This is a genomic window from Rhodococcus sp. LB1 (genome assembly GCF_001583455.1).
Taxonomy (GTDB): domain Bacteria; phylum Actinomycetota; class Actinomycetes; order Mycobacteriales; family Mycobacteriaceae; genus Rhodococcus_F; species Rhodococcus_F opacus.
This window is the reverse complement of sequence record NZ_LTCZ01000396.1, coordinates 142,681-165,447: the sequence shown is the minus strand read 5'-3', so window position 1 is coordinate 165,447 and position 22,767 is coordinate 142,681. Positions and strand designations below refer to the sequence as shown.

Genomic DNA, 22,767 nt, shown 5'->3' with positions numbered 1-22,767 from the left:
TCTCTTCGCGACCTACTGCGTTAGACGCGACAGCGCACCGATCGGTTCCCCCGGCCGATCGGTGCGCTGTGTCCGCTCATACGGAGGCGACGGTGCCCGCCAGTTCGTCGGCGAGCTTCCTGGCCACTTCGATGTCCGAAGCCTCGACCATCACGCGTACGAGTTGCTCGGTGCCCGACGGTCGCAGCAGTACCCGGCCGTTGTCGCCCAAGCTGCGCTCGGCGGCCACGACCGCGTCCAGCACGACCGGAGACGCGGCGACGGCGCGCTTGTCGGCGACCCTCACGTTGACCAGAACCTGCGGGAGTGTCGTCATCGCCGCCGCCAGGTCGGCGATCGGCTGTCCGGTCTCCGCCATCCGGCCCATCAGCCGCAGCCCCGTCAGCACTCCGTCGCCGGTGGTGCCGAAGGCGGGGAACACGACGTGTCCGGACTGTTCGCCGCCCAGGCTGAAGCCGCCGGACCGGAGCCCTTCGAGGACGTAGCGATCACCGACAGCAGTGGTGACCAGTGAGATCCCGGCCTCGCGCATCGCGATGTGCAAACCGAGATTGCTCATGACTGTCGCGACGAGGGTGTTGTCCACCAGTTCACCTGCGTCGCGCATGCCCAGGGCGAGGACGGTCATGATGGCGTCGCCGTCGATGAGGGAACCGGCGGCATCGACGGCGAGGCATCGATCCGCATCGCCGTCGTGCGCGAGCCCCAGGTCGGCGCTGTACTCGACGACCGCCTTCTGCAGGCTCTCGAGGTGCGTCGACCCACAGTTCTCGTTGATGTTGAGTCCGTCGGGTTCGGCGTTGATCGCGACGACGGTGGCGCCGGCGGCCCGGTAGGCGGCGGGAGCGACGCCCGATGCCGCGCCGTGCGCACAGTCCACCACCACGGTCAGCCCGTCGAGGCTGTTCGGGAGTGCGGTGGCCAGGTGCTGCAGGTACCGTTCCGCGGCGTCCGGCACCGTGCGGACACGTCCGATCCCCGCGCCGGTCGGCGCTCTCCGTGTCGTGGTTCCGGCGGCGACGGCCTCGATCCGGTCTTCCACCTCGTCGTCGAGTTTGTGCCCGCCGGCCGCGAAGATCTTGATGCCGTTGTCGGGCATGGGATTGTGCGAGGCGGAGATCATGACACCGAGAGCTGCGTCCAGCTCCGCGGTCAGGTAGGCCACCGCGGGTGTCGGCAGCACCCCGACGTTCAGAACGTCGACGCCGGCAGACGTCAGGCCCGCGACGACCGCCGCCTCGAGCATTTCACCGCTGGCTCTCGGGTCACGTCCGACCACAGCCGTCTTGCGTCCCCCCGAACCCGGCGACGCCAGCACCGTCGCGGCGGCGGACGCCACCTGCAACGCCAACTCGGCGGTCAGCTCGGTATTCGCGAGACCACGAACCCCATCCGTCCCGAACAATCGACCCACAGACCAGACCCCTCGCACCTAGGAAACCCACTACATCTCGGATAAAGCACGAGAGCAGGCGTCCGGTAACGATGGACGCCTGCTCTCGGGAAGAACAGGTGCCGAAGCCGACCCCGGAGGGCGGCTTCGGCGACACATCAGCGCTTCGAGTACTGAGATGCCTTGCGGGCCTTCTTCAGGCCGTACTTCTTGCGCTCGACGGCGCGGGCGTCACGCGTGAGGAAGCCGGCGCTCTTGAGAGCCGGACGGTCCTCGGGGGTGACCTCGATGAGCGCGCGGGCGATGGCGAGACGCAGTGCGCCGGCCTGTCCGGACGGTCCGCCACCGTGCAGCAGTGCCACGATGTCGAAGGACTCGGCACGCTCGACCGTGACCAGCGGAGCCTTGATCAGCTGCTGGTGCACCTTGTTCGGGAAGTAGTCCTCGATGGTGCGGCCGTTGAGCTTGAAGTCGCCCGAACCGGGGGTCAGACGGACGCGGACAACCGCTTCCTTACGACGACCGACGGTCTGGATGGGGCGATCGATCACGATCGGGGCCTGCGGCGCAGCAGCGGCCTCGATGTCCTCGGCGACCTCGGGCTCCTCGACGGACACGTACTCGTCCGCCGCGACCTCGACAGCCTCGGTGATCTCTTCGGGGTTGGACACGTTCTGCTCCTCCGGCGCCGTCACTGGGCCACCTGCTTGATCTCGAATGGCACCGGCTGCTGCGCGGCGTGGGGGTGGTTCGGGCCCGCGTAGACCTTCAGCTTGCTGCTGATGGCGCGACCCAGCTTGTTCTTGGGGAGCATGCCGACGATGGCCTTCTCCACGAGGCGGTCGGGGTTCTTGTCGAGAACCTCACCGACGGAGCGGGACTTCAGACCACCGGGGTGTCCGGAGTGGTGGTAGAGGAACTTGCCCTCACGCTTGTTGCCACTGATGGCAACCTTCTCGGCGTTGATGATGACGACGAAGTCGCCGCCGTCAACGTGCGGTGCAAAGGTGGGCTTGTGCTTGCCGCGCAGCAAGTTGGCTGCCTGGACGGCAAGGCGGCCGAGCACCACGTCAGTGGCGTCGATGACGTGCCACGTGCGGGTCACATCTCCGGCCTTCGGGGTGTACGTAGACACAGAACTTCCTCGTCTTGTTCAATCCGCTGCTGGCCATTGCGTATCGTCGAGCGATTCCCGGCGGCCAGTTGAGACCCGGGAACCGCCAGCCACTGCGACACGAGGACGCAGCGGCGCACGGCACGCCAACGGAGAACAATACCGGTCGGTGAGGCCCAGGGTCAAAACTCACTCGGCGAGCGCATCGGCGAGCTGTTCGACCGCCCACGTCAGCTCGTCCCGTTCGATCACCAGCGGCGGGGCGATGCGGATCGTTCCTTCGTGCGCGTCCTTCGCGAGGACCCTGCGCGCCAGGAGTCTTTCACAGATCGTTCGGGCGGACGGCATACCGTCGGCCAGTTGCACACCGGCCCACAGTCCGCGCCCACGCACCTCCGACACGTGGTCGGGGGGCAGTTGCGACAGCATGCTGTGCAGGTAGGCGCCCAGCTCACGGCTTCGCTGCTGATATTCGCCGGTCTCGAGCAGGTCGACGACCGCGCTCCCGACCGCACAGGCGAGGGGGTTGCCCCCGAACGTGCTCCCGTGTTGTCCGGGACCGATCACCGCCATCACCGGCCAGTCTGCGACGACGGCGGAGACCGGCATCAAGCCACCCCCGAGCGCCTTGCCGAGGACGTACACGTCGGGGGTCACGTTCTCGTGGTCGCACGCGAACGTGTCGCCGGTCCGCCCGAGCCCGCTCTGGATCTCGTCGGCGATCATCAGGATCCCGCGGCGGGTGCAGATGTCCCGGACCGCCGCGAGGTAGCCGGGTGGTGGCACCAGCACTCCGGCCTCCCCCTGGATCGGTTCGAGGAGCACCGCCACGGTGTTCTCGGTGATCGCGGCCTCGAACGCGTCCGCGTTCCCGTATTCGGCGGACGCGAAGCCCGGCGGGAACGGACCGAACCCGGTGTACGCGTCCGGATCGGACGAGAACCCGACGATGGAGATGGTGCGTCCGTGGAAGTTCCCGGCGCACGTGATCACCTCGGCACGTCCCGGCGGCACTCCCTTGACGTCGTAACCCCATTTGCGGGCCAGTTTCAGCGCGGTCTCCACGGCTTCGGCGCCCGTGTTCATCGGCAGCACGGCTTCTTTCCGGCACAGCCGGCTCAGGTCCTCGCAGAAGGACGCGAACCGATCGTGCTGGAAGGCGCGGCTGGTCAGGGTGAGCCGGCCGAGTTGTTCGCTCGCCACCCGGACGAGGGTGGGGTGTGCGTGGCCGAAGTTGAGCGCCGAGTATCCGGCGAGGACGTCCAGGTAGTCGACGCCGTCGATTCCCTTCACCCACGAGCCCGCGCCCGACTCGATCACGACCGGCAGCGGCGAGTAGTTGTGTGCGCTGTGTTCGTCGGCCCTGCTCAGCTGCTCACGCGTGGCATCCGACACGGAAACGACTCCGTCCGACATTGCTGGTCACCCCTGATCTTCCGCGATCCGGAGCCCGCGGAAGCCGCGGAGCTCCAACGTGCTGCACTTGATTCCACCACCGGATTTGAGGAATTCCGAGTAGTCGACCGGCACGGGCTCGTACCCGCGGGCGGACAACTGGTCGGCAAGGTGCGAAGCCTGGACGGGTAGCACCACATTGGCGCCGTCGCTGACCAGGTTCAGTCCGAGCCAGTCGGTGTCCGTCTCGGCCGCGATCACCGCGTCGGGATACATCTGCTCGAGCAGAGCGCGACTGTCCGGCGAGAACGCCGCGGGCAGGTAGGCGATGGTCGAGTCGTCGAGCACACCCAGCGCGGTGTTGAGGTGGTAGTAGCGGGGATTCACCAGGTTCAACGTGATCACCGTGCGGCCGAGGTGCGCCGCGGCCTCGGCGTGCGCCCGCGGGTCGGAGCGGAACCCGGTTCCGGCGAGGATCACGTCGCCGACGACGAGGAAGTCGCCCTCCCCCTCGTTGACGTACCGCGGCAGGGTGGGCCTGATCAGCCCGTTTTCCGAGAACCACCGGAACACGTGCTCGGCCTCGGCCCGCCGCTCGGCGGACCGGTAGCGGGCGCCGAGCGCCACACCGTCGACGACGAGTCCGCTGTCGGTGACGAACACCATGTCCGGAAGTCCCTCGACAGGGTCGATCGTGAGGACCTCGTGCCCGAGTCGCCGGTAGGTGTCCGCGAGCGCCGACCACTGCGACATCGCACGATCCCGGTCCACGGGCTCCTCGGGACGCATCCAATCGTTGATCGCATAGACGACCTCGAAATAGGTGGGCGGGCACATCAGGTAACTCCGCGAGTGAGCACGCCGGGCCACGCGGGCGGCGTTGCCCGGCACCTCCGCCGTCTCCTCGTAGGGGTTCTCGGACTCGATACCAGCAGTGGGCGCCATCTCCACTCCCCCTCGATCGGTGTCGGTGAAATCAGTATCCACCCACCAAAAGACCTGATCAATGCGCTAGCGTTCCATCACATGGATGATTCATTGCGTCTGGACGCGCTCGATCGGCGGATTGTTGCGCGACTGGAGCGCAACGCACGGTCCAGCTTCGCCACCATCGGCGCCGAGGTCGGGCTGTCCGCACCCGCCGTGAAGCGCCGGGTCGATCGACTCGTCGAGTCCGGAGTGATCACCGGCTTCCATGCGGCGCTCGATCCGCGCGCTCTCGGCCACGGCGTCGAGGTCTTCGTCGAGTTGTACTGCAGTGGTCGCACCTCGGCTATCGAGATCGCACGGATCGTGTCTCGTCACACCGAGGTTCAGGAGGCATACACCGTCACCGGCGATGCCAACGCCCTCCTCCGCGTCCGCACCACCGACACGGCACACCTCGAACGCACCCTGGAGAACCTGCGGTCGGAGCCAGCTGTCCTTCAGACCAAGAGCAGCGTCGTCCTCAGCCGGCTGATACCGCCTGCCGACTGATCCACTCGATCCACCGTCCGAGACCACAGTGCCCCCGCAACTGCTGGGACACTCGACGTGTCACGTGAGGATCAGAGCAGGCCGCGGCGTTCCGGTCTTCCGCGGTCTGCATGTCGACGGCGCCCTCCTGGACGACCTTCGAGATTGTCTGCAGAACCTGGAGCAGATCGTCATGGGCGTTGTCCCACTTCGCCTGCACAGCTTGGTAGTTCTCCACGAGACCGTTGACGTAGCGTCTACGTAGATCTCACACTGTCTGCCACTGGTGTGGCGGGCGCTTGAGATATGCGTGTGTCACGGCTACCCGCATCACCTTGTGGTGGTGTGGATTTGACCGTGTCCCACACCGACGCTTGTGATGCAGGAACATGCTTGTTCGGAGTCACCCCAGCCGCGGTGTCACGATGGGCCGGCTGCGGCGGACCCGGCGATGCCGCGGCCTACGCCGTGTTGGACCGTTCTTGTCGCGGCACCGGCGCACCGGCGCATGCTCGGCGACCCGGACCGCAGGCGACTGCCCGCGCCGACGGGTGACTTTGCCTTTGCCGAGCAGTGCGCGTTTGGCCAAGTTCACCCCGGCAATGTGGTCGCGGTTGCCGCCGACCCGGCAGCGTGGACACCACGCGTCGTGGTACCCACCGGGGCGGGCGAGTGGTGCGTCGCAGCCCGGACACCATGCGGACGACCCCCGGGCGGGCACCGAAACTACCGCGATACCGGCACCCGCGGCAGTGTGCGCGAGCGCGGCGGCCGCTTGGCGGCGGGCCGACTGCGCGGCCCGATTGTTGTTGACCCGCCCGTGCCCGCGGGTCTCGAGGGTGGTGAGATCTTCCACCGCGATCACCTGCGCCTGAGCGTCGGCGGCGTAGTCGGTAACCTGGCGGGCGAAGTGGAAAGACAGCTCCCGATTGATCTTCCCCCGCTTGACACCCACCGCCTCGCGATGCTCGTTCAGGACGGCGATCTTCTCCTCCAGCTGCGCGCGAACCTCTTGTGGGGCGGTGGCGGCCAGTCGGGTCAGCCGGGCCGCCTTCCGGTGCAGCAGTTGCCCCTCTGCCTGCAGGCGCGCCAGTTTGATCCCGAGGCCGCGGTCGTCGTAAGTCCAGCCCCGGTAATCCGACGACAACCCGGCCGGGCCCTCTGCCACGGTGGCGGCGGCACCGAGCGTGGACGGGGACCAATCGACCCCCACCGCGACCGTGCCGGCCATTAGATCGGCTGCAGGGGCGAGTTCGGTCGCCGCGCACCGCCACATCAGTCCCTTCCGGTCGAGGACCAGCGTAGGCAGATGCCAGTCGGTGATCGCCCGGCGGTGCAGGTGCTTAGGAATGGTGGCGGTCAGCCGCACCGGGCTGGTGGGCAGCTTCACCGTCAACACCAGCTCACGGTCTGCCACGGTGATCCGCGCGAGCTGCCGATCGGCGGCCGACAGTCGGGCCATCGCGCTTGTCTGCGGCGGTCCCTGCAGGTCGGTGATCCGCAACCGGGTCGACTGCGCCCCGTCACTGCGGCGAGAGAATGCGACGAGCTGGCGTTGCACGCCCCGAGCGAAACCCGCCGACACGTGATCGCCCGACCCGATCGGCGGCGCCACAACCCCGGTGGCCGGATCGAATAGGGCCGACAGTGCCGTGATCGCGGTGTCCCGGTATGTCAGGGTCCGCAGGGTCGCCACCACCTGAGCGGTCACCACCCGGCTCACCCGCGACGGCACATAGACCCCGGCCGGGTAGATCGGAGCCCAGCCGAGACGGGCCGCGGCGACATGCCCCTGAGCGGGCAGCCTCCGGTCCTGGCGGTCTAGGCCGGCGGCGAGCACATCGAACGTCGCCGGATGCCACAGCCGCGACACCAACTCGCCACCGGCCGCGGCAATAAGATCGAGCAGCCACCCTACCCGGGTATCGACGTCATCGAGGCCGATCGGCTCACCGGTCGCATCGTCGACCGCCGTGTACGCGCGGGTGGTGAACGAGAACTGCCGCGGCACGGTCGATCCAGACCCGGTCACGTCGGGCCCAATTCATGAGCGGCGAGCACCGTCGCGTTCCGAGAAGACCCGCGATCGCCCCAGATGCTCACCGGTCACCCCTTCCCGAACCGTGCGGCGGCATCGCCCCGAAGCCGGTGATGATTCCGTGTAGACCGCAGCCGAGACAACCAGCCGGATAGCGATGCCAACCGTGCCATGACATCATCCATCAACCCCCTCCACCAGCGATGCGTCACCCTTTTTCACGCAGGACCTCGACTGTAACGCCGACCTCCGACATTTAGCCTCTGTGGGAGTCCGCAGGCTGGCCGAGGCAATCGATCTCGCCACATGACCCGCACCACCGCGACCCGCCCAGGGCCGCGTCGTCGATCATCCAGCCGCGGCACGCCGCTCCCGCAAACCCGAACGCGATCGTTGTAGACCCGATACACCGCACCAGCAGGCGCTCTCCCGCAACATCTTTTCCTGATCGAGCAGCGACGCCTCTTGCGATCGCGCCCGACAATGCAATGCGTCCACGCTCTCCGGCGTCTGCTCCCGCCCACTCTGATGCGGGCCTGCCCAGATAGGCGTCGCGGTCCGCGAGGTCAATGATTCGGTGACCCGAACCGACACGCCGGGAAGTAACCGGCCTTCCGATGCCTCCTTGCGCACCCCAACTACCGAAGCGCCCACGTTATTAGAGGTAGCGGCAACAGTTGGAGCCTCACGCAGGTCACTCGGGACGGCTTGCAGACGACGCACGAACTCCCCACCGACGCGCTCGCCGCGCGTCTCGTGCAGCACGACATCTCGCTGAGCGGAATCGACATCGTCAGCCACGGTTGTCGCGCCGCGGCGGGCTCCCTCGCCACCGATGTGTACGACCGGCTGATAGGTCCCGCTCCCGGCGACGGCGACCCGGATGGTCTGGCTCGCCCTGCGATTCGACGCCACGGAGAGCGTCGCTGCCGTGGCGCGGCGTGGTGGCGGCGAGGAAGGCGCGTCGCGCGCCATCACGATCGCGGCAAGTCGCGTCGTGCGTGCACTGGCCGATTCAGGATGTCGCGCGCGCATTCTCACCGCCCCAGAGATCGAATCGGCCGCGCTGCAGATCAGTCGGGGCGTCGATCCGAAGACCTTCACGGAGACGTGGAAGCATGCACCGCTGCCCGGCGTATGCAACACCGGCTACGGCGTCGACCCGCGCTACCTGACGCGAGACCTGCTCGCGAAGCTCTGGGTTCCGTCGAGCCTCGGCACGACCGTGACGATCCGGCTGCGCCCCAGCGGACACGACGGGCAGGTGAAGGTCGGTGCGGCCTGCCGGGTGACCACCCGGACGATGCCCGAACCGCTCACGATCCCCGGGCTCGTCTCGATGCAGGGCAGGCACCGGGACGGGCTGCTTGCCAATCTTCCCGTCGCGATGTCGGACCTCGACGACGTGATGCCGTTGATCGACATGTCCGTCGAGGACCTGCGTGCGCTGCAGTTGCCCCCAGCGGGGTGCGGCCAGCTCATCGGCTCCGACGACTACGGTCACGGAATCACCGCTCGCATCGCAGGTCCCGGCGTCGGCATGGTCTATGTGGCGGGTGAGCTGTATCTCGCCCAGCAGCTGGTGTTCCGCGCCGTCGCGACCGGCGCCCGCGTGCTCATTCACACCGATCGGCCGGACGCGTGGTCGTCGTTGATCGACTCCATCGCCACGCCCGACCGGTTGCGTATCGCCGGCCACAATCCGCAGTCCGACAACAGGTTCAACACCGTCGTGTTCGACGGCGTCAACGCGCTGCCGCCCCGCGCCGGGGTCACCGCGATCTACCTCTACGGAGAACCGAGCCAGTGGCCCGGTGCCGAACCGGACGTGTCGATCGTCCAACCGAATGCGCTGGGCGACCGCATTCTTCTGTCGACCGGAGGGACGAGCATCGAACTGATGCTGGTCACGATCTCGTCCGAGGCGGCGTTCATCGGCCGGCCTCGCGCGGTGGACGAGTACGTGCCGGTGCACCAGTTCTAGCCGGGGTACGGCGCGGTCCCGCGCTGAACACGGACCGCGTCGGCCCACCATACGAGCTGCGCGAGCATGCGGTCAGCCGAGTCGATGGCGGCGCCGTCGGTCGTCTGCCCCTGGTCGTCGAATCTCTTGCGCACCCGGTGGAAACTCACGCTCTGCCGCACCGACACCATGTGCAATTCGGCCACTACCTGGCGCAGCTGTTCGGTTGCCCGGAGTCCGCCTGCCAACCCGCCGTACGACACGAAACCGATGGGCTTCGAGCGCCATTCGTGTTTGACGCTGTCGAACGCGGTCTTCAGCGCTGCAGGGTAGCCGTGGTTGTACTCGGAGGTGACGGCCACGAACCCGTCGGCTCTGCCCACTCGCTCCCGGAATTCGTCCGTCACCGGGGATGCGCCGAGATCCTGCGGCAACGGCGTGTCGGCGAGATCGATGATGCCCACGTCCAGTCCCGGGTAGGCGCGAGCGCGTTCGGCGAACCAGCCGGCGACGACGGGAGCGATCCGACCCACTCTGACGGATCCGATGATGATCTCGATCCGAACGGGTGCGACTGCGGTCATGAACAGGCTCCTTCTCCTCCGGAGCCATCGTAGGTGCTGACGCCTCCGCAACCGCGGTGGCGATCGACGCCGCGGGTTCCGGTCAGTCGCCGCAGCAGCCGCCCGGCACGGTCCTGACGTCCCGGGTGATCTCGTTGCGTGCCGCCAGATCCGTGTCGTCCGGGTAGTCGACGCGCACCAGGGAGAGTCCGTGCGCCGGGGCCACCAGGATCGAACTCGACCGCGACTTCTCGCGGAGGAGTCCTTCGATCCAGTCGAGGTCGCGACGTCCCTCCCCCACAGCGAGAACCGCACCGACGAGACTGCGCACCATCGACCAGCAGAAGGCGTCGGCGCTGACGAAGGCCGTGAACACGTCGCCGTCGCGCTCCCAGTCGAAACGTTGGAGATCGCGGACAGTCGTGGCGCCTTCCCGGCGTTTGCAGAACGCCGCGAAGTCGTGCAACCCCAGCAGCGTCGCGGACGCCGCGCGCATGAGTTCGAGATCCAGGACCTTCGGATACGACACGGTGTCCCGGGCTCGGAGCGGATCGGCGCCGTAGGCCGCCGACGTCAGGCGGTACTCGTAGTGCCTGCGCATCGCGGAGAACCGCGCGTCGAAGTGTTCGGGCGCGAAGGCGATCTGTTTGATCCGCACGTCCTTCGGCAGGAACCGCGCGAGCCTGCGGACGAGCCGGGACGGGTTGTCCGGCACGGCGTCGAGCGGAACGTCGACGTGCGCTACTTGCCCGGTGGCGTGGACCCCGGCGTCGGTGCGCCCCGCCACCGTGAGTTGCAACGGTGCGCGCAGGACGGCGCCGAGCTTCTCCTCGATCTCCCCGCACACCGTGCGCAGCCCGTTCTGGCGGGCCCACCCGGAGAAATCCGTTCCGTCGTACGCGATGTCCAGGCGCAAGCGACGGGTCTCATACGAAACGGGCCCGCCGTCCCTCGGGGGGACGACGGGCTCGTTCGATTCAGCGTGTGCCGAAACCAAGTGGACTAGTCCTTCTTGGCCTCTTCGGCCTCGGGGGCGTCGGCCGCGGTGGCGGTCTCGTCCTCGATGGCCTCGACGACGGCGTCAGCGTTCTCGACCTCGGCGTCGGTTGCCTCGGCCTCGACGGCCTCGACGACGTTCTCCTCGGCGGGAGCAGCAGCCGGCGCATCCTTCGATGCCTTCACGCGACGAGCGCGGTCGGCCTCGGAGGTGACGGTCTTCTCCTTGACGAGCTCGATGATCGCCATCGGCGCGTTGTCGCCCTTGCGGGGAACCGTCTTGATGATGCGGGTGTAGCCGCCGTCACGATCGGCGTAGAACGGGCCGATCTCCGCGAACAGGGTGTGCACGACATCCTTGTTGCGGATGACCTTCAGAACCTCGCGACGGTGAGCCAGGGTTCCGGCCTTGGCGTGCGTGACGAGCTTCTCGGCGTACGGGCGCAGGGCCTTGGCCTTGGACTCCGTGGTGGTGATGCGGCCGTGCTCGAAGAGCGCGGTAGCCAGATTGGCGAAGATCGCCTTCTGGTGCGAAGCCGACCCGCCGAAGCGGGCACCCTTCTTGGGCTTGGGCATGATGATCTCCTAGTAAAGGACCGTGAGCTACAGCTGTTCGGTCTCGGCGTAGTCCTCGGTGCCCTCGGCATCACCGAAGGAACCTGCGTCCGTGTCGCTCCACGTCCCGGTGGCGGCGTCGTAGCCGGCAACGGTGGTGGGATCGAAGGACGCGGGGCTGTCCTTGAGGGCCAGGCCGAGCGAATGCAGCTTGACCTTCACCTCGTCGATGGACTTCTGTCCGAAGTTGCGGATGTCGAGCAGATCGGACTCGGTACGGCCGACAAGCTCACCGACGGTGTGAACACCTTCGCGCTTGAGGCAGTTGTAGGAACGGACCGTCAGGTCCAGGTCCTCGATGGGCAGTCCGAACGAAGCAATGTGATCGGCCTCGGCGGGCGAGGGTCCGATCTCGATGCCTTCTGCTTCGACGTTCAGCTCACGGGCCAGGCCGAAGAGCTCAACCAGGGTCTTGCCCGCCGAAGCGAGCGCGTCCCGAGCGGTGATGGAGTTCTTGGTTTCCACATCGAGCACGAGCCGATCGAAGTCGGTGCGCTGCTCGACGCGGGTGGCCTCCACCTTGTAGGTGACCTTGAGCACCGGCGAGTAGATCGAGTCGACCGGGATACGGCCGATCTCGGCGCCGGACGCCTTGTTCTGGACGGCGGGAACGTAGCCGCGACCGCGCTCGACGACGAGCTCGATCTCCAGCTTTCCCTTGTCGTTCAGGGTGGCGATGTGCAGATCCGGGTTGTTCACGGTGACGCCGGCCGGGGGCACGATGTCGCCTGCAGTCACAGCGCCGGGGCCCTGCTTGCGGACGTACATGGTGACCGGCTCGTCCTCTTCGGAGCTCACGACGAGGCCCTTGAGGTTCAGGATGATGTCGGTGACATCTTCCTTCACACCGGGAACTGTGGTGAACTCGTGCAGAACGCCGTCGATGCGGATGCTGGTGACAGCAGCGCCGGGAATCGACGAAAGCAGCGTGCGACGGAGCGAGTTGCCGAGGGTGTACCCGAAGCCTGGCTCGAGGGGCTCGATGACGAACTTCGAGCGGTTGTCAGCGATGACCTCTTCGGTCAGCGTGGGTCGCTGAGAAATGAGCATTGGAGTTCCTCCTGTACGGGCGTCCGCTATTTGACGCCCACGATGGGAAAGGCACTTCGTGCCCGTGCGCCTTTCCGGTAGTCGGAACTACCGGAAAGGCGCACGAGCCGTCAGGCCTACTTCGAGTAGTACTCGACGATGAGCTGTTCCTGCAGAGGAACGTCGATCTGCGCACGCTCGGGAAGCTGGTGAACCAGAACCCGGAGACGTCCACCGACAACCTGCAGCCAACCCGGGATCGGGCGATCACCCTGGGTCTCGCGCGCGACCTGGAAGGGAAGCGTGGACAGCGACTTGTCCTTGACATCGATGATGTCGTACTGCGAGACGCGGTAGCTGGGGATGTCGACCTTCTTGTTGTTCACAAGGAGGTGGCCGTGGGTGACCAGCTGACGGGCCTGGCGGCGGGTGCGAGCCAGTCCGGCGCGGTACACGACGTTGTCGAGACGCGACTCCAGGATGCGGAGCAGGTTCTCACCGGTCTTACCGGGGCGGTTGTTCGCCTCCTTGTAGTACAGGCGGAACTGCTTCTCCATGACGCCGTAGGTGAAGCGAGCCTTCTGCTTCTCCTGCAGCTGGAGCAGGTACTCGCTCTCCTTGATCCGCGCGCGGCCGTGCTGGCCCGGCGGGTAGGGACGACGCTCGAACGCCTGGTCGCCTCCAACGAGGTCGACGCGCAGACGACGCGACTTGCGGGTGATGGGTCCGGTATAACGTGCCATTTTCTTCTACCTATCCTTCCCGCTAGACCCGACGCCGCTTGGGCGGACGGCAGCCGTTGTGCGGCTGGGGGGTGACATCGGAGATGGTGCCGACCTCGAGGCCTGCGGCCTGAAGCGAGCGGATCGCGGTCTCACGGCCGGAGCCGGGGCCCTTGACGAAGACGTCGACCTTCTTGACACCGTGTTCCTGCGCCTTGCGGGCTGCGTTCTCGGCGGCCAGCTGAGCGGCGAACGGGGTCGACTTACGCGAACCCTTGAAGCCGACGTGTCCCGAGGACGCCCAGGAAATCACGTTTCCGGCGGGGTCCGTGATGGACACGATGGTGTTGTTGAACGTGCTCTTGATGTGAGCGGCGCCGTGCGGGACGTTCTTCTTGTCCCTGCGACGCGCCTTCTGGGTCTTCTTCGGACCGGTGCTACGTGACTTGGGGGGCATTACTTCGCCTTCTTCTTGCCTGCAATGGTGCGCTTCGGACCCTTACGGGTGCGGGCGTTGGTCTTGGTGCGCTGACCACGCACGGGCAGACCACGACGGTGGCGCAGGCCCTGGTAGCAGCCGATCTCGATCTTGCGTCGGATGTCGGCCTGGACCTCGCGGCGAAGGTCACCCTCGACCTTCAGCGACTCCTCGATGTACTCGCGGAGCTTGGCCAGATCCTCGTCCGAGAGATCCTTGCTCCGCAGATCCGGGCTGACGCCGGTGGCGTCCAGGATCTCCTTGGAGCGGGTACGGCCGATGCCGTAGATGTAAGTAAGTGCGATCTCCATCCGCTTTTCACGGGGAAGATCGACACCTGCGAGACGTGCCATGTCGGCATTTCCTATCGGTGTGCGGAGGTCTGCTCCCAGTCCATCCCCTGTGCCTCTTCAAACGTCGGCGGTCTCGCGACCGACAATGCTTCAACTAACTCAGTGGGGCCCCGGCCTCCGTGCCGGGGGTGAACCAGTACCTGCTCGAGAGCCGTGAGTACTGGCTGGTGCTGGGAGGTCATCTTTGCTTGTTGCCAAGCAGATCCTCGAAAAGCGGAGATCTAGCCCTGACGCTGCTTGTGGCGCAGGTTCTCGCAGATCACCATGACCCGGCCGTTACGACGGATCACCTTGCACTTTTCGCAGATCTTCTTGACGCTCGGCTGAACCTTCACGTCTTCTGATCTCCTGTTTTGTGGCAGCCCACTACGCAGATCCGCAGCGGACGTACTTCTCCCCGACCTGGTCGGGCGGGGAAGCTTTTACTTGTACCGGTAAACGATGCGTCCGCGCGACAAGTCGTAGGGCGAGAGCTCTACGACAACGCGATCTTCCGGGAGGATGCGAATGTAGTGCTGACGCATCTTTCCGCTGATGTGGGCGAGAACCTTGTGGCCGTTCTCGAGCTCAATGCGGAACATCGCATTGGGCAGCGGCTCGACTACTCGTCCCTCGACCTCGATGGCCCCGTCTTTCTTAGCCATATCCTCCGCGATCCATGTGGTTTGGCGTGCTTATTGCATCTGTTTCCGTTACCGTGGCGCCCAATGGGATCTTCACCGGCCGAAACATGAACAATCCGGATCGAATCCGGCACTGGGCACGCAGACAACCGGCACGCATAGCGCACCGTTGATCCATGTTACGGGAAATTGCTCACCAGGCCAAATGAGGTCCCCGACGGACCGCCCGCCCGCCGAGAATTCGACTTCCGAGACCCACCGGCAACGATGCGAAGGAGGGTGTGCGTGCGCGCCCTGGTACAGCGAGTGACGTCCGCGTCGGTCCGCGTCGACGGCGTCGAGGTCGGACGGATCACTCCCCCGGCCGGCGGCCACGGGCTGCTCGTCCTGGTCGGCGTCACCCATACGGACGACGAGGCGAAGGCGGCTCTGCTCGCGAAGAAGGTGTGGACCATGCGCATCCTGGAGAACGAACAATCCGCGTCCGACCTCGACGCCCCCGTACTCGTCGCCAGTCAGTTCACGCTCATGGCGGACACCCGCCGGGGCCGGCGCCCGTCCTGGTCCGCCGCGGCGCCGAGGCCGGTGGCGGAACCACTGGTGGACGAGTTCACCGGCGCCCTGCGCGAGCTGGGAGCGACCGTCGAGACCGGCGTGTTCGGCGAACACATGGAGATCAGCCTCGTCAACGACGGCCCGGTGACTCTGCTGATCGACGTGTAGGCCCGCACCCGCAGGCCGCTACTCCGGACGCAAGGTGAGGATGCGCGGCCCGTCCTCGGTGACGGCGACCGTGTGTTCCCAGTGCGCGGCACGGGTGCCGTCGGAGGTGACAACCGTCCAATCGTCCTCGAGGACAACGGTATCGGTGGTGCCGAGGGTCAGCATCGGTTCGATCGCCAGAACGGAACCGACCACCAGCTGCGGCCCCTTGCCCGGAGCCCCTTCGTTGGCGAGGAACGGCTCCATGTGCATTTCCCGGCCGATGCCGTGGCCGCCGTAGCCGTCGACGATGCCGTACTTGCGGTCGTGCGCGACCTCGGCGGCGCGGGTGCCGAGCTCGATGGCGTGGGATATGTCGGTGAGGCGGTTGCCGGGCAGCATCGCCGCGATCCCCGCCTCCATGGACAGCCGGGTGGCCTCGCTGAGCTGCTGGTCCGCTTCGATGATGTCTCCGACACCGAAGGTCCAGGCAGAGTCGCCGTGCCAGCCGTCGAGAATGGCGCCGCAGTCGATGGAGACGAGGTCTCCCTCGGCGAGAATGTCTTCCGCCGAGGGAATCCCGTGCACCACACGATCGTTCACCGACGAACAGATCGATCCGCTGAACCCGTGGTAGCCCTTGAACGACGGCACGGCGCCGGCGTCGCGGATGACCGATTCGGCCACCTCGTCGAGTTCGAGCGTGCTCACACCCGGCTTCGCCGCATCTCGGACCGCCACCAGAGCCGCACCGACGATGGCACCGGCGGCCGCCATCGCGTCGAGCTCGCCTGCGGTCCGGAACGGAACGACCTTGCGCTTACGCCCGAAGCCCATTACTGACCCAGCGCTGCCAGTGCACGAGCGTTGACCTCGTCGACCTCGCCCAGGGCGTCGACGGTCACCAGCTGGTCCTTGTAGTAGTCCAGCAGCGGTGCGGTCTCCTCGCGGTACACCCGGAGCCGGTTGCGGATGACGTCTTCCTTGTCGTCGGCGCGGCCACGGGCCAGCATCCGCTCGACCACGACGTCCTCGTCGACGATGAAGGAGAGCACTGCGTCGAGCTTCGTGTTCAGCTCGGCGAGGATCGCCTCGAGCGCCTGAGCCTGGTCGACCGTCCGGGGGAAGCCGTCCAAGAGGAATCCGTTGGCCGCGTCCGGCTCGCCGACGCGGGCCTTCACCATGTTGTTGGTGATCTCGCTGGGAACCAGGTCGCCGGCGTCCAGGTACTTCTTCGCCTCGAGGCCGAGGGGGGTGGCCTGGCCGATGTTCGCGCGGAACAGGTCGCCCGTGGAGATGTGCGGGACGCCGAGCTTCTCGGACAGAATCGCGGCCTGGGTGCCCTTGCCTGCACCGGGAGGACCAAGGAGGACAAGTCTCACTTGAGGAACCCTTCGTAGTTACGTTGCATCAATTGACTTTCGATCTGCTTGACCGTGTCCAGGGCGACGCTGACGAGAATCAGCACGGCCGCACCACCGAAGATGCTGCTGGAGGTCTGGCTTCCGGACAGGAAGAAGTGGGGCAGCACCGCGATCAGGCCGAGGTAGATCGAGCCGGGAACGGTGATGCGGTTGAGCACGTAATTCAGGTAGTCCGCGGTGGGGCGACCCGGGCGGATACCGGGAATGAAGCCGCCGAACTTCTTCATCTCGTCCGCGCGCTCTTCCGGATTGAACGTGATCGCGACGTAGAAGAACACGAAGAACACGATCAGCGCGAAGTAGATGACGATGTACACCGGGTTGTTCGGATTCACCAGGTACTCGTTGATGATCCGCTGCCACCAGCTGGGATCGGCGGACGACGTGGCGCCGGTGAGCTGCGCGATGAGGTTCGGCAGATACAGCAGCGACGACGCGAAGATGACCGGGATGATGCCTGCCTGGTTGACCTTGAGGGGCAGGTACGTCGACGAACCGCCGTACATCTTGCGGCCGACCATGCGCTTGGCGTACTGGACCGGGATCCGGCGCTGGCCCTGCTCGACGAATACGACACCGGCGATGATGGCGAGGGCTGCGACGCAGATGATCGCGAAGATCAGTCCCCCGCGACTGTCCAGGATGGCCTTGCCCTCGGAGGGCAGGCGGGACGCGATACCCGAGAAGATCAGCAGCGACATGCCGTTACCGACACCGCGCTCGGTGATGACCTCACCGAACCACATGACGAGCGCAGCGCCCGCGGTCATGACCAGCACGATGATCACGAGGCCGAAGATGCTCTTGTCGGCGATGATCTCTTCCTGGCATCCCTGCAGCAGCTGGCCGCGCGACGCGAGCGCCACGATGCCGGTGGCCTGCAGGATCGCCAGCGCGATCGACAGATAACGCGTGTACTGCGTCATCTTCGCCTGGCCGGACTGGCCTTCCTTCCGGAGTTCCTCGAACTTCGGGATGACGACCGTCAACAGCTGGACGATGATGCTGGCCGTGATGTACGGCATGATGCCGATCGCGAAAATCGACAGCTGGAGTAGTGCGCCGCCGGAGAACAGGTTGATCAGCGAGTAGATACCCGCGGAATCACCGCCCGACAGCTGATCGACACAGGCTCGGACGTTCCCGTAGTCGACGCCCGGCGACGGAATCACGGCGCCGATGCGATAGAGCGCAACGAGACCGAGCGCGATGAGGATCTTCCGCCTCAGGTCCGGGGTCCTGAGGGCCGAGACGAAGGCGGAAAGCAAAGATCCTCCTGGCACGACGGTGGGGAGACGAGTCGAAAGCAGACTTGTCCGTGAATGAACTCTAGAACTCTAACAGTGGCAACTGAACGCACAGTTGGGAGACCTGCGGCAGTGCTGCCCGTACAGCCGCAAATGGCCGCAGTACAGCGCGAGGCTGTACTGCGGCCATCTACTGGCTAGCGGTGATAGCTCACAGCTCGGTGGCGGTACCACCGGCAGCAGCGATCTTCTCCTTGGCGGAGCCGGTGAACTTGTCGACCGTCACCTGGACGGCGACAGTCAGGTCGCCGTCGCCGAGAACCTTGACGAGCTGGTTCTTGCGAACGGCACCCTTGGCAACGAGGTCCTCGACCGTGACCTGTCCACCCTCGGGGAACAGACGGGCGATGTCGCCGACGTTGACGACCTGGTACTCGGTGCGGAACGGGTTGGTGAAACCCTTGAGCTTGGGCAGACGCATGTGCAGCGGCATCTGTCCACCCTCGAAGGCTGCGGGCACGTTCTTGCGGGCCTTGGTGCCCTTCGTGCCGCGACCGGCGGTCTTGCCGCGCTTGCCGCCTTCACCACGACCGACACGAATCTTGTCGGACTTGGCTCCGGGTGCGGGGCGCAGGTGATGCAGTTTGATGGTCATGGTTAGACCTCCTCAACTGTGACGAGGTGGCGCACCACGTTGATCAGACCGCGGTTCTGCGCATTGTCCTCGCGAACAACAGTCTGACGGATGCCCTTCAGGCCCAGCGTGCGCAGAGAGTTCTTCTGGTTCTGCTTGGTACCGATGGTGCTCTTGATCTGAGTGACCTTGAGTTCGGCCATTACTTCACGCTCCCAGCCTGTGCGCGTGCACGCAGCATGCCGGCGGGAGCCACGTCTTCGAGGGGGAGACCGCGGCGAGCCGCAACTTCCTCGGGACGCTGCAGGCCCTTGAGCGCAGCAACGGTCGCATGCACGACATTGATGGCGTTGTCGCTACCGAGCGACTTCGACAGGATGTCGTGGATACCGGCGCACTCCAGCACGGCACGCACCGCGCCACCGGCGATGACACCGGTACCGGGGCTTGCCGGACGCAGCATGACGACGCCCGCTGCGGCCTCACCCTGAACCGGGTGCGTGATGGTGCTGCCGATCATCGGAACGCGGAAGAAGCTCTTGCGAGCCTCCTCGACGCCCTTCTGGATGGCCGCAGGAACTTCCTTGGCCTTGCCGTAGCCGACGCCGACCAGTCCGTTGCCGTCGCCCACGATCACCAGAGCGGTGAAGCTGAAGCGACGACCACCCTTGACGACCTTCGACACGCGGTTGATCGTGACGACGCGCTCGATGTGGTTCGACTTCTCGGCCGACTGTCCGCCGCGACGATCGTCGCGACCGCCACCACGACGGTCGCCGCCGCCGCGGTTGTCCCCCGTGTTGGGGCCATTCTGTCCGGCGGGTCCGCTTCCGCCGTCACGCCTCTGACGTCCCGGCATCAGGCTGTCCTTCCGTTCATGTACTCGGTCTTGGTCATCAGAACTTCAACCCGCCTTCGCGAGCTGCGTCCGCAAGGGCCGCGATGCGACCGTGGTAGCCGTGTCCACCGTGGTCGAACACGACGGCCTCGACACCGGCTGCCTTCGCACGCTCGGCGATCAGCTGACCGACCTTCGCACTGAGGGCCTTCTTGTCGCCGTCCGCTGCACGCACGTCGGCCTCGGTGGTCGACGCCGCGGCCAGGGTGTGGCCTGCGAGGTCGTCCACGAGCTGGACGTGGATGTGGCGCGAGGACCGGTTGACGACCAGGCGGGGACGCTCGGGCGTGCCGGAAACCTTCTTGCGGAGACGGAAGTGACGACGCACCTTCGACAGGCGACGCTTCGTGGACGCATCCTTGCCGAGCGGAATCCGCTTGGCTTTCTGGTTTGCAGTCTGGCTCATATCACTTACCCGTCTTTCCGACCTTGCGGCGGATCTGCTCACCCTCGTAACGCACGCCCTTGCCCTTGTACGGGTCCGGACGACGGAGACGACGGATGTTGGCCGAGATCTGCCCGACCTTCTGCTTGTCGATGCCCGACACCGAGAACTTGGTGGGCGACTCGACCGCGAAGGTGATGCCTTCCGGAGCCTCGATCGGGACCGGGTGGCTGTAGCCGAGTGCGAACTCGAGGTCCTTGCCCTTGAGAGCGACGCGGTAACCGACGCCGTGAATCTCCATCTTGGTGGTGTAACCGTCGGTGACACCGGTGATGAGGTTCTGCACCAGGGTGCGAGACAGACCGTGCAGCGCGCGGCTGCGACGCTCGTCGTCCGGACGCGTCACGCTGAGCGTGCCGTCGTCGTTCTTCGCAATGGCAATCGGCTCGGAGATCGTCAGGGCCAACGTGCCCTTGGGACCCTTGACCGTGACGTCCTGGCCGTCGATCGAGACATCGACGCCGCCGGGGACGGTGACGGGAATCTTTCCAATACGCGACATTGTGGTGGCCTCCCTTACCAGACGTAGGCGAGGACTTCCCCGCCCACTCCTTGATTGGCCGCCTGGCGATCGGTGAGCAGGCCGGTGGACGTGGAAATGATCGCCACGCCGAGGCCGCCCAGAACCTTGGGCAGGTTGGTGGACTTCGCGTACACACGCAGACCGGGCTTGGAGACGCGACGCACGCCGGCAAGGCTGCGCTCACGGCTCGGGCCGTACTTCAGGTCGACGATGAGGGTCTTGCCCACCTCGGCGTCTTCGGTGCGGTAGTCGGCGATGTAACCCTCGCGCTTGAGGATCTCGGCGATGTTCGCCTTGATCTTCGAGTGGGGCAACTTCACCTCATCGTGGTACGCCGTGTTGGCGTTGCGCAGACGCGTCAAGAAGTCTGCGATGGGGTCGGTCATGGTCATGAGGTTGACCTCTACCTTTCTCACAACGGTTCCCTCTGCCGTTTCCGGCGCAGGCCTATCGCGAAGTAGGTCTTACGTTTCCCGGTCCGAGGTTACGAACCGGAAGTCTGTGGGGTGACGCCGCCGCCGGAGAGGGCGACGGCGTCACCGGCTCACCAGGAGCTCTTGTGAACGCCGGGCAGTTCGCCGGCGTGCGCCATCTCACGGACGCAGATTCGGCACAGGCCGAACTTGCGGAACACCGAGTGCGGACGGCCGCAGCGCTGGCAGCGGGTGTAGGCGCGCACCGCGAACTTGGGCTTCTTGTTGGCCTTGTTGACCAATGCCTTCTTAGCCATTAGCTCAGTTCTCCTTGAACGGGAAGCCGAGGTGCTTCAGCAGGGCACGGCCTTCTTCGTTGTTGGTCGCGGTGGTCACCACGGTGATGTCCATGCCGCGCGGGCGGTCGATCTTGTCCACGTCGATCTCGTGGAACATCGACTGCTCGTTCAGGCCGAACGTGTAGTTGCCGTTGCCGTCGAACTGGTTGCCCGACAGGCCGCGGAAGTCCCTGATGCGGGGAAGCGCGACGGACACGAGACGGTCCAGGAACTCCCACATGCGGTCGCCACGCAGCGTGACGCGGGCACCGATCGGCATTCCCTCGCGAAGCTTGAACTGCGCGATGGACTTGCGTGCCTTGCGGATCTCGGGCTTCTGACCGGTGATCAGAGCGAGATCGTTGACGGCACCGTTGATCAGCTTGGCGTCGCGCGCGGCGTCACCGACACCCATGTTGACGACGACCTTGACGACGCCGGGGATCTGCATCACGTTGGCGTAGTCGAACTCGGTGTTCAGCGCAGCCTTGATCTCCTCGCGGTAGCGAGTCTTCAGGCGCGGCTGGATCTTGTTCTCAGTGGAGGTCATGTCAGATGTCCTTCCCGTTCTTCCGGGAAATCCGAACGCGCTTGCCGGACTCTTCGTCGGTCCGGTAGCCCACGCGAGTGGGGTTGCCGTCCGAGTCGACGACCGCGACGTTGGAAACGTGGATCGGGGCTTCCTGCGTGACGATGCCGCCGGAGGAAGCTCCGCGCTCGTTCGCGGAAACCGCGGTGTGCTTCTTGATGCGGTTCACGCCTTCGACGAGGACCTTGTTGGTCGCGGGGTAGGCCTGGATGACCTTGCCCTTCGCGCCCTTGTCCTTGCCGGCGATGACCAGCACGGTGTCACCCTTGTGCACCTTCATCACAGCACCTCCGGGGCGAGCGAGACGATCTTCATGAACTTCTTCTCACGCAGCTCGCGGCCGACGGGGCCGAAGATGCGGGTGCCACGGGGATCGTTGTCCGGCTTGATGAGGACGGCGGCGTTCTCGTCGAACTTGATGTACGACCCGTCCGGACGGCGACGTTCCTTGGTGGTACGGACGATGACGGCCTTGACGACCTCGCCCTTCTTGATGTTTCCACCCGGGATGGCGTCCTTGACGGTGGCGACGATGATGTCACCGATCCCGGCGTAGCGGCGAGACGAACCACCGAGAACGCGGATGCAGAGAATCTCCTTGGCACCCGTGTTGTCGGCGACGCGCAGCCGCGACTCCTGCTGAATCACTTACTTCTCCTTGACCTGGACTGTTGCACGGCAGATTTCCGACCCGACGTGCGCGGTCTGTACCCGTGCCCTGCGAGAGGGGCCGCCCGGGTGGGCGGCACAACGGTGGGGTTGCCGTGCGTCTGCCGCAAGGCAACCCCACCATCGTACTGGATACATTATTCGG

30 protein-coding genes and 1 pseudogene are annotated in these 22,767 nt (G+C 65.9%); 3 read left to right on the top strand and 28 right to left on the bottom strand.

Annotated features, from left to right (window positions below):
* Positions 1-76: 76 nt before the first annotated feature.
* The 5 genes from glmM to ddaH form a co-directional block, all read right to left on the bottom strand.
* Positions 77-1,414, bottom strand: a complete 1,338-nt coding sequence (glmM, locus tag AZG88_RS38460; protein WP_061041839.1) for a phosphoglucosamine mutase — start codon at positions 1,412-1,414, stop codon at positions 77-79.
* 137 nt (positions 1,415-1,551) lie between these two features.
* Positions 1,552-2,088: a 30S ribosomal protein S9 gene (gene rpsI / locus AZG88_RS38455; RefSeq protein WP_005239729.1), complete on the bottom strand. Its 537-nt coding sequence runs from the start codon at positions 2,086-2,088 to the stop codon at positions 1,552-1,554.
* On the bottom strand, positions 2,085-2,528 hold the full coding sequence (gene rplM, locus AZG88_RS38450; RefSeq protein WP_005239728.1) for a 50S ribosomal protein L13: 444 nt from the start codon (positions 2,526-2,528) through the stop codon (positions 2,085-2,087). The genes rpsI and rplM overlap by 4 nt, the downstream gene beginning before the upstream one ends.
* 168 nt (positions 2,529-2,696) lie before the next feature.
* Positions 2,697-3,923 carry an ornithine--oxo-acid transaminase gene (gene rocD / locus AZG88_RS38445; RefSeq protein ID WP_061041838.1) on the bottom strand — a complete coding sequence of 409 codons (1,227 nt, stop codon included), beginning with the start codon at positions 3,921-3,923 and terminating at the stop codon, positions 2,697-2,699.
* A 6-nt stretch (positions 3,924-3,929) separates the two neighbouring features.
* Positions 3,930-4,847: a dimethylargininase gene (ddaH, locus tag AZG88_RS38440; RefSeq protein ID WP_082764484.1), complete on the bottom strand. Its 918-nt coding sequence runs from the start codon at positions 4,845-4,847 to the stop codon at positions 3,930-3,932.
* 81 nt (positions 4,848-4,928) lie between these two features.
* On the opposite strand from ddaH, the gene AZG88_RS38435 reads away from it, so the two are divergent.
* The gene (locus tag AZG88_RS38435) at positions 4,929-5,381 is read left to right on the top strand and encodes an Lrp/AsnC family transcriptional regulator (protein WP_061041837.1); all 453 of its coding nucleotides are present in this window, start codon (positions 4,929-4,931) and stop codon (positions 5,379-5,381) included.
* A gap of 236 nt (positions 5,382-5,617) precedes the next feature.
* Here the strand turns inward: AZG88_RS38435 and AZG88_RS38425 are convergent.
* Positions 5,618-7,392: pseudogene (locus AZG88_RS38425) on the bottom strand (zinc ribbon domain-containing protein).
* An 889-nt stretch (positions 7,393-8,281) separates the two neighbouring features.
* Between AZG88_RS38425 and eccE the strand changes: the two are divergent.
* Positions 8,282-9,382 (top strand): type VII secretion protein EccE, encoded by a 1,101-nt coding sequence (eccE, locus tag AZG88_RS38420; protein WP_231914341.1) that lies wholly within the window; start codon positions 8,282-8,284, stop codon positions 9,380-9,382.
* Here eccE and AZG88_RS38415 read toward each other — a convergent pair.
* From AZG88_RS38415 to infA, 9 genes are all read right to left on the bottom strand, one after another.
* Complete coding sequence (locus tag AZG88_RS38415; protein ID WP_005253865.1) at positions 9,379-9,945, bottom strand: NADPH-dependent FMN reductase; 567 nt, start codon at positions 9,943-9,945, stop codon at positions 9,379-9,381. The genes eccE and AZG88_RS38415 overlap by 4 nt on opposite strands.
* Before the next feature lie 82 nt (positions 9,946-10,027).
* Positions 10,028-10,921, bottom strand: coding sequence for a tRNA pseudouridine(38-40) synthase TruA (gene truA / locus AZG88_RS38410; RefSeq protein WP_197436103.1), 894 nt, complete (start codon positions 10,919-10,921; stop codon positions 10,028-10,030).
* Positions 10,922-10,926: 5 nt separating this feature from the next.
* Positions 10,927-11,496 (bottom strand): 50S ribosomal protein L17, encoded by a 570-nt coding sequence (rplQ, locus tag AZG88_RS38405; protein ID WP_005239685.1) that lies wholly within the window; start codon positions 11,494-11,496, stop codon positions 10,927-10,929.
* A gap of 27 nt (positions 11,497-11,523) precedes the next feature.
* Complete coding sequence (locus AZG88_RS38400) at positions 11,524-12,585, bottom strand: DNA-directed RNA polymerase subunit alpha (protein WP_005239684.1); 1,062 nt, start codon at positions 12,583-12,585, stop codon at positions 11,524-11,526.
* Positions 12,586-12,701: 116 nt separating this feature from the next.
* Positions 12,702-13,307: a 30S ribosomal protein S4 gene (rpsD, locus tag AZG88_RS38395; protein ID WP_005239683.1), complete on the bottom strand. Its 606-nt coding sequence runs from the start codon at positions 13,305-13,307 to the stop codon at positions 12,702-12,704.
* Between the two features lie 22 nt (positions 13,308-13,329).
* Positions 13,330-13,743, bottom strand: a complete 414-nt coding sequence (rpsK, locus tag AZG88_RS38390) for a 30S ribosomal protein S11 (protein ID WP_005239680.1) — start codon at positions 13,741-13,743, stop codon at positions 13,330-13,332.
* Positions 13,743-14,117 carry a 30S ribosomal protein S13 gene (rpsM, locus tag AZG88_RS38385; protein ID WP_005239677.1) on the bottom strand — a complete coding sequence of 125 codons (375 nt, stop codon included), beginning with the start codon at positions 14,115-14,117 and terminating at the stop codon, positions 13,743-13,745. The genes rpsK and rpsM overlap by 1 nt, the downstream gene beginning before the upstream one ends.
* Before the next feature lie 221 nt (positions 14,118-14,338).
* Positions 14,339-14,452, bottom strand: coding sequence for a 50S ribosomal protein L36 (rpmJ, locus tag AZG88_RS38380; RefSeq protein ID WP_003938068.1), 114 nt, complete (start codon positions 14,450-14,452; stop codon positions 14,339-14,341).
* Between the two features lie 87 nt (positions 14,453-14,539).
* Positions 14,540-14,761 (bottom strand): translation initiation factor IF-1, encoded by a 222-nt coding sequence (gene infA / locus AZG88_RS38375; RefSeq protein WP_003418601.1) that lies wholly within the window; start codon positions 14,759-14,761, stop codon positions 14,540-14,542.
* A gap of 264 nt (positions 14,762-15,025) precedes the next feature.
* Between infA and dtd the strand changes: the two genes are divergently transcribed.
* Positions 15,026-15,463: a D-aminoacyl-tRNA deacylase gene (gene dtd, locus AZG88_RS38370; protein WP_005239675.1), complete on the top strand. Its 438-nt coding sequence runs from the start codon at positions 15,026-15,028 to the stop codon at positions 15,461-15,463.
* Between the two features lie 18 nt (positions 15,464-15,481).
* Here dtd and map read toward each other — a convergent pair whose 3' ends face one another.
* From map to rplN, 13 genes are all read right to left on the bottom strand, one after another.
* On the bottom strand, positions 15,482-16,279 hold the full coding sequence (gene map, locus AZG88_RS38365; RefSeq protein ID WP_061041834.1) for a type I methionyl aminopeptidase: 798 nt from the start codon (positions 16,277-16,279) through the stop codon (positions 15,482-15,484).
* Positions 16,279-16,824: an adenylate kinase gene (locus AZG88_RS38360; protein WP_005239670.1), complete on the bottom strand. Its 546-nt coding sequence runs from the start codon at positions 16,822-16,824 to the stop codon at positions 16,279-16,281. The genes map and AZG88_RS38360 overlap by 1 nt, the downstream gene beginning before the upstream one ends.
* Complete coding sequence (secY, locus tag AZG88_RS38355) at positions 16,821-18,134, bottom strand: preprotein translocase subunit SecY (RefSeq protein WP_005239668.1); 1,314 nt, start codon at positions 18,132-18,134, stop codon at positions 16,821-16,823. Before secY ends, AZG88_RS38360 begins: the two co-directional genes overlap by 4 nt.
* 190 nt (positions 18,135-18,324) lie before the next feature.
* On the bottom strand, positions 18,325-18,768 hold the full coding sequence (gene rplO / locus AZG88_RS38350) for a 50S ribosomal protein L15 (protein WP_005239667.1): 444 nt from the start codon (positions 18,766-18,768) through the stop codon (positions 18,325-18,327).
* A gap of 2 nt (positions 18,769-18,770) precedes the next feature.
* Positions 18,771-18,950: a 50S ribosomal protein L30 gene (gene rpmD / locus AZG88_RS38345; protein ID WP_005239665.1), complete on the bottom strand. Its 180-nt coding sequence runs from the start codon at positions 18,948-18,950 to the stop codon at positions 18,771-18,773.
* Positions 18,950-19,606, bottom strand: coding sequence for a 30S ribosomal protein S5 (gene rpsE / locus AZG88_RS38340; RefSeq protein ID WP_005239662.1), 657 nt, complete (start codon positions 19,604-19,606; stop codon positions 18,950-18,952). The genes rpmD and rpsE overlap by 1 nt, the downstream gene beginning before the upstream one ends.
* A 37-nt stretch (positions 19,607-19,643) precedes the next feature.
* Positions 19,644-20,051 carry a 50S ribosomal protein L18 gene (gene rplR / locus AZG88_RS38335; protein ID WP_005239660.1) on the bottom strand — a complete coding sequence of 136 codons (408 nt, stop codon included), beginning with the start codon at positions 20,049-20,051 and terminating at the stop codon, positions 19,644-19,646.
* Between the two features lies 1 nt (position 20,052).
* A complete protein-coding gene (gene rplF / locus AZG88_RS38330; protein WP_005239658.1) occupies positions 20,053-20,592 on the bottom strand; it encodes a 50S ribosomal protein L6 in 540 nt (179 codons plus the stop codon).
* Between the two features lie 14 nt (positions 20,593-20,606).
* Complete coding sequence (rpsH, locus tag AZG88_RS38325; RefSeq protein ID WP_005239657.1) at positions 20,607-21,005, bottom strand: 30S ribosomal protein S8; 399 nt, start codon at positions 21,003-21,005, stop codon at positions 20,607-20,609.
* A 152-nt stretch (positions 21,006-21,157) separates the two neighbouring features.
* Positions 21,158-21,343: a type Z 30S ribosomal protein S14 gene (locus tag AZG88_RS38320; RefSeq protein ID WP_005239644.1), complete on the bottom strand. Its 186-nt coding sequence runs from the start codon at positions 21,341-21,343 to the stop codon at positions 21,158-21,160.
* Between the two features lie 4 nt (positions 21,344-21,347).
* Positions 21,348-21,914, bottom strand: a complete 567-nt coding sequence (gene rplE, locus AZG88_RS38315) for a 50S ribosomal protein L5 (RefSeq protein WP_005239642.1) — start codon at positions 21,912-21,914, stop codon at positions 21,348-21,350.
* Between the two features lies 1 nt (position 21,915).
* Positions 21,916-22,233, bottom strand: a complete 318-nt coding sequence (gene rplX, locus AZG88_RS38310; RefSeq protein WP_005239640.1) for a 50S ribosomal protein L24 — start codon at positions 22,231-22,233, stop codon at positions 21,916-21,918.
* Entirely contained in the window at positions 22,233-22,601 is a 369-nt protein-coding gene (rplN, locus tag AZG88_RS38305) for a 50S ribosomal protein L14 (protein WP_005239639.1), read from the bottom strand. Before rplN ends, rplX begins: the two co-directional genes overlap by 1 nt.
* Between the last annotated feature and the right edge of the window lie 166 nt (positions 22,602-22,767).

Coding starts and splice junctions, on each gene's coding strand:
- AZG88_RS38435 (WP_061041837.1), top strand. CDS start 4,929: ATGGATGATTCATTGCGTCTGGACGCGCTCGATCGGCGGATTGTTGCG.
- rplX (WP_005239640.1), bottom strand. CDS start 22,233: ATGAAGGTGCACAAGGGTGACACCGTGCTGGTCATCGCCGGCAAGGAC.
- rpsE (WP_005239662.1), bottom strand. CDS start 19,606: ATGCCGGGACGTCAGAGGCGTGACGGCGGAAGCGGACCCGCCGGACAG.
- rpsD (WP_005239683.1), bottom strand. CDS start 13,307: ATGGCACGTTATACCGGACCCATCACCCGCAAGTCGCGTCGTCTGCGC.
- infA (WP_003418601.1), bottom strand. CDS start 14,761: ATGGCTAAGAAAGACGGGGCCATCGAGGTCGAGGGACGAGTAGTCGAG.
- rplQ (WP_005239685.1), bottom strand. CDS start 11,496: ATGCCCAAGCCCAAGAAGGGTGCCCGCTTCGGCGGGTCGGCTTCGCAC.
- map (WP_061041834.1), bottom strand. CDS start 16,279: ATGGGCTTCGGGCGTAAGCGCAAGGTCGTTCCGTTCCGGACCGCAGGC.
- rplR (WP_005239660.1), bottom strand. CDS start 20,051: ATGAGCCAGACTGCAAACCAGAAAGCCAAGCGGATTCCGCTCGGCAAG.
- ddaH (WP_082764484.1), bottom strand. CDS start 4,847: ATGGCGCCCACTGCTGGTATCGAGTCCGAGAACCCCTACGAGGAGACG.
- AZG88_RS38415 (WP_005253865.1), bottom strand. CDS start 9,945: ATGACCGCAGTCGCACCCGTTCGGATCGAGATCATCATCGGATCCGTC.
- rpsM (WP_005239677.1), bottom strand. CDS start 14,117: ATGGCACGTCTCGCAGGTGTCGATCTTCCCCGTGAAAAGCGGATGGAG.
- rpsH (WP_005239657.1), bottom strand. CDS start 21,005: ATGACCATGACCGACCCCATCGCAGACTTCTTGACGCGTCTGCGCAAC.
- AZG88_RS38320 (WP_005239644.1), bottom strand. CDS start 21,343: ATGGCTAAGAAGGCATTGGTCAACAAGGCCAACAAGAAGCCCAAGTTC.
- rplF (WP_005239658.1), bottom strand. CDS start 20,592: ATGTCGCGTATTGGAAAGATTCCCGTCACCGTCCCCGGCGGCGTCGAT.
- rpsK (WP_005239680.1), bottom strand. CDS start 13,743: ATGCCCCCCAAGTCACGTAGCACCGGTCCGAAGAAGACCCAGAAGGCG.
- rocD (WP_061041838.1), bottom strand. CDS start 3,923: ATGTCGGACGGAGTCGTTTCCGTGTCGGATGCCACGCGTGAGCAGCTG.
- eccE (WP_231914341.1), top strand. CDS start 8,282: ATGGTCTGGCTCGCCCTGCGATTCGACGCCACGGAGAGCGTCGCTGCC.
- rplO (WP_005239667.1), bottom strand. CDS start 18,768: ATGACCATCAAACTGCATCACCTGCGCCCCGCACCCGGAGCCAAGTCC.
- rpmD (WP_005239665.1), bottom strand. CDS start 18,950: ATGGCCGAACTCAAGGTCACTCAGATCAAGAGCACCATCGGTACCAAG.
- AZG88_RS38400 (WP_005239684.1), bottom strand. CDS start 12,585: ATGCTCATTTCTCAGCGACCCACGCTGACCGAAGAGGTCATCGCTGAC.
- rplE (WP_005239642.1), bottom strand. CDS start 21,914: ATGACCTCCACTGAGAACAAGATCCAGCCGCGCCTGAAGACTCGCTAC.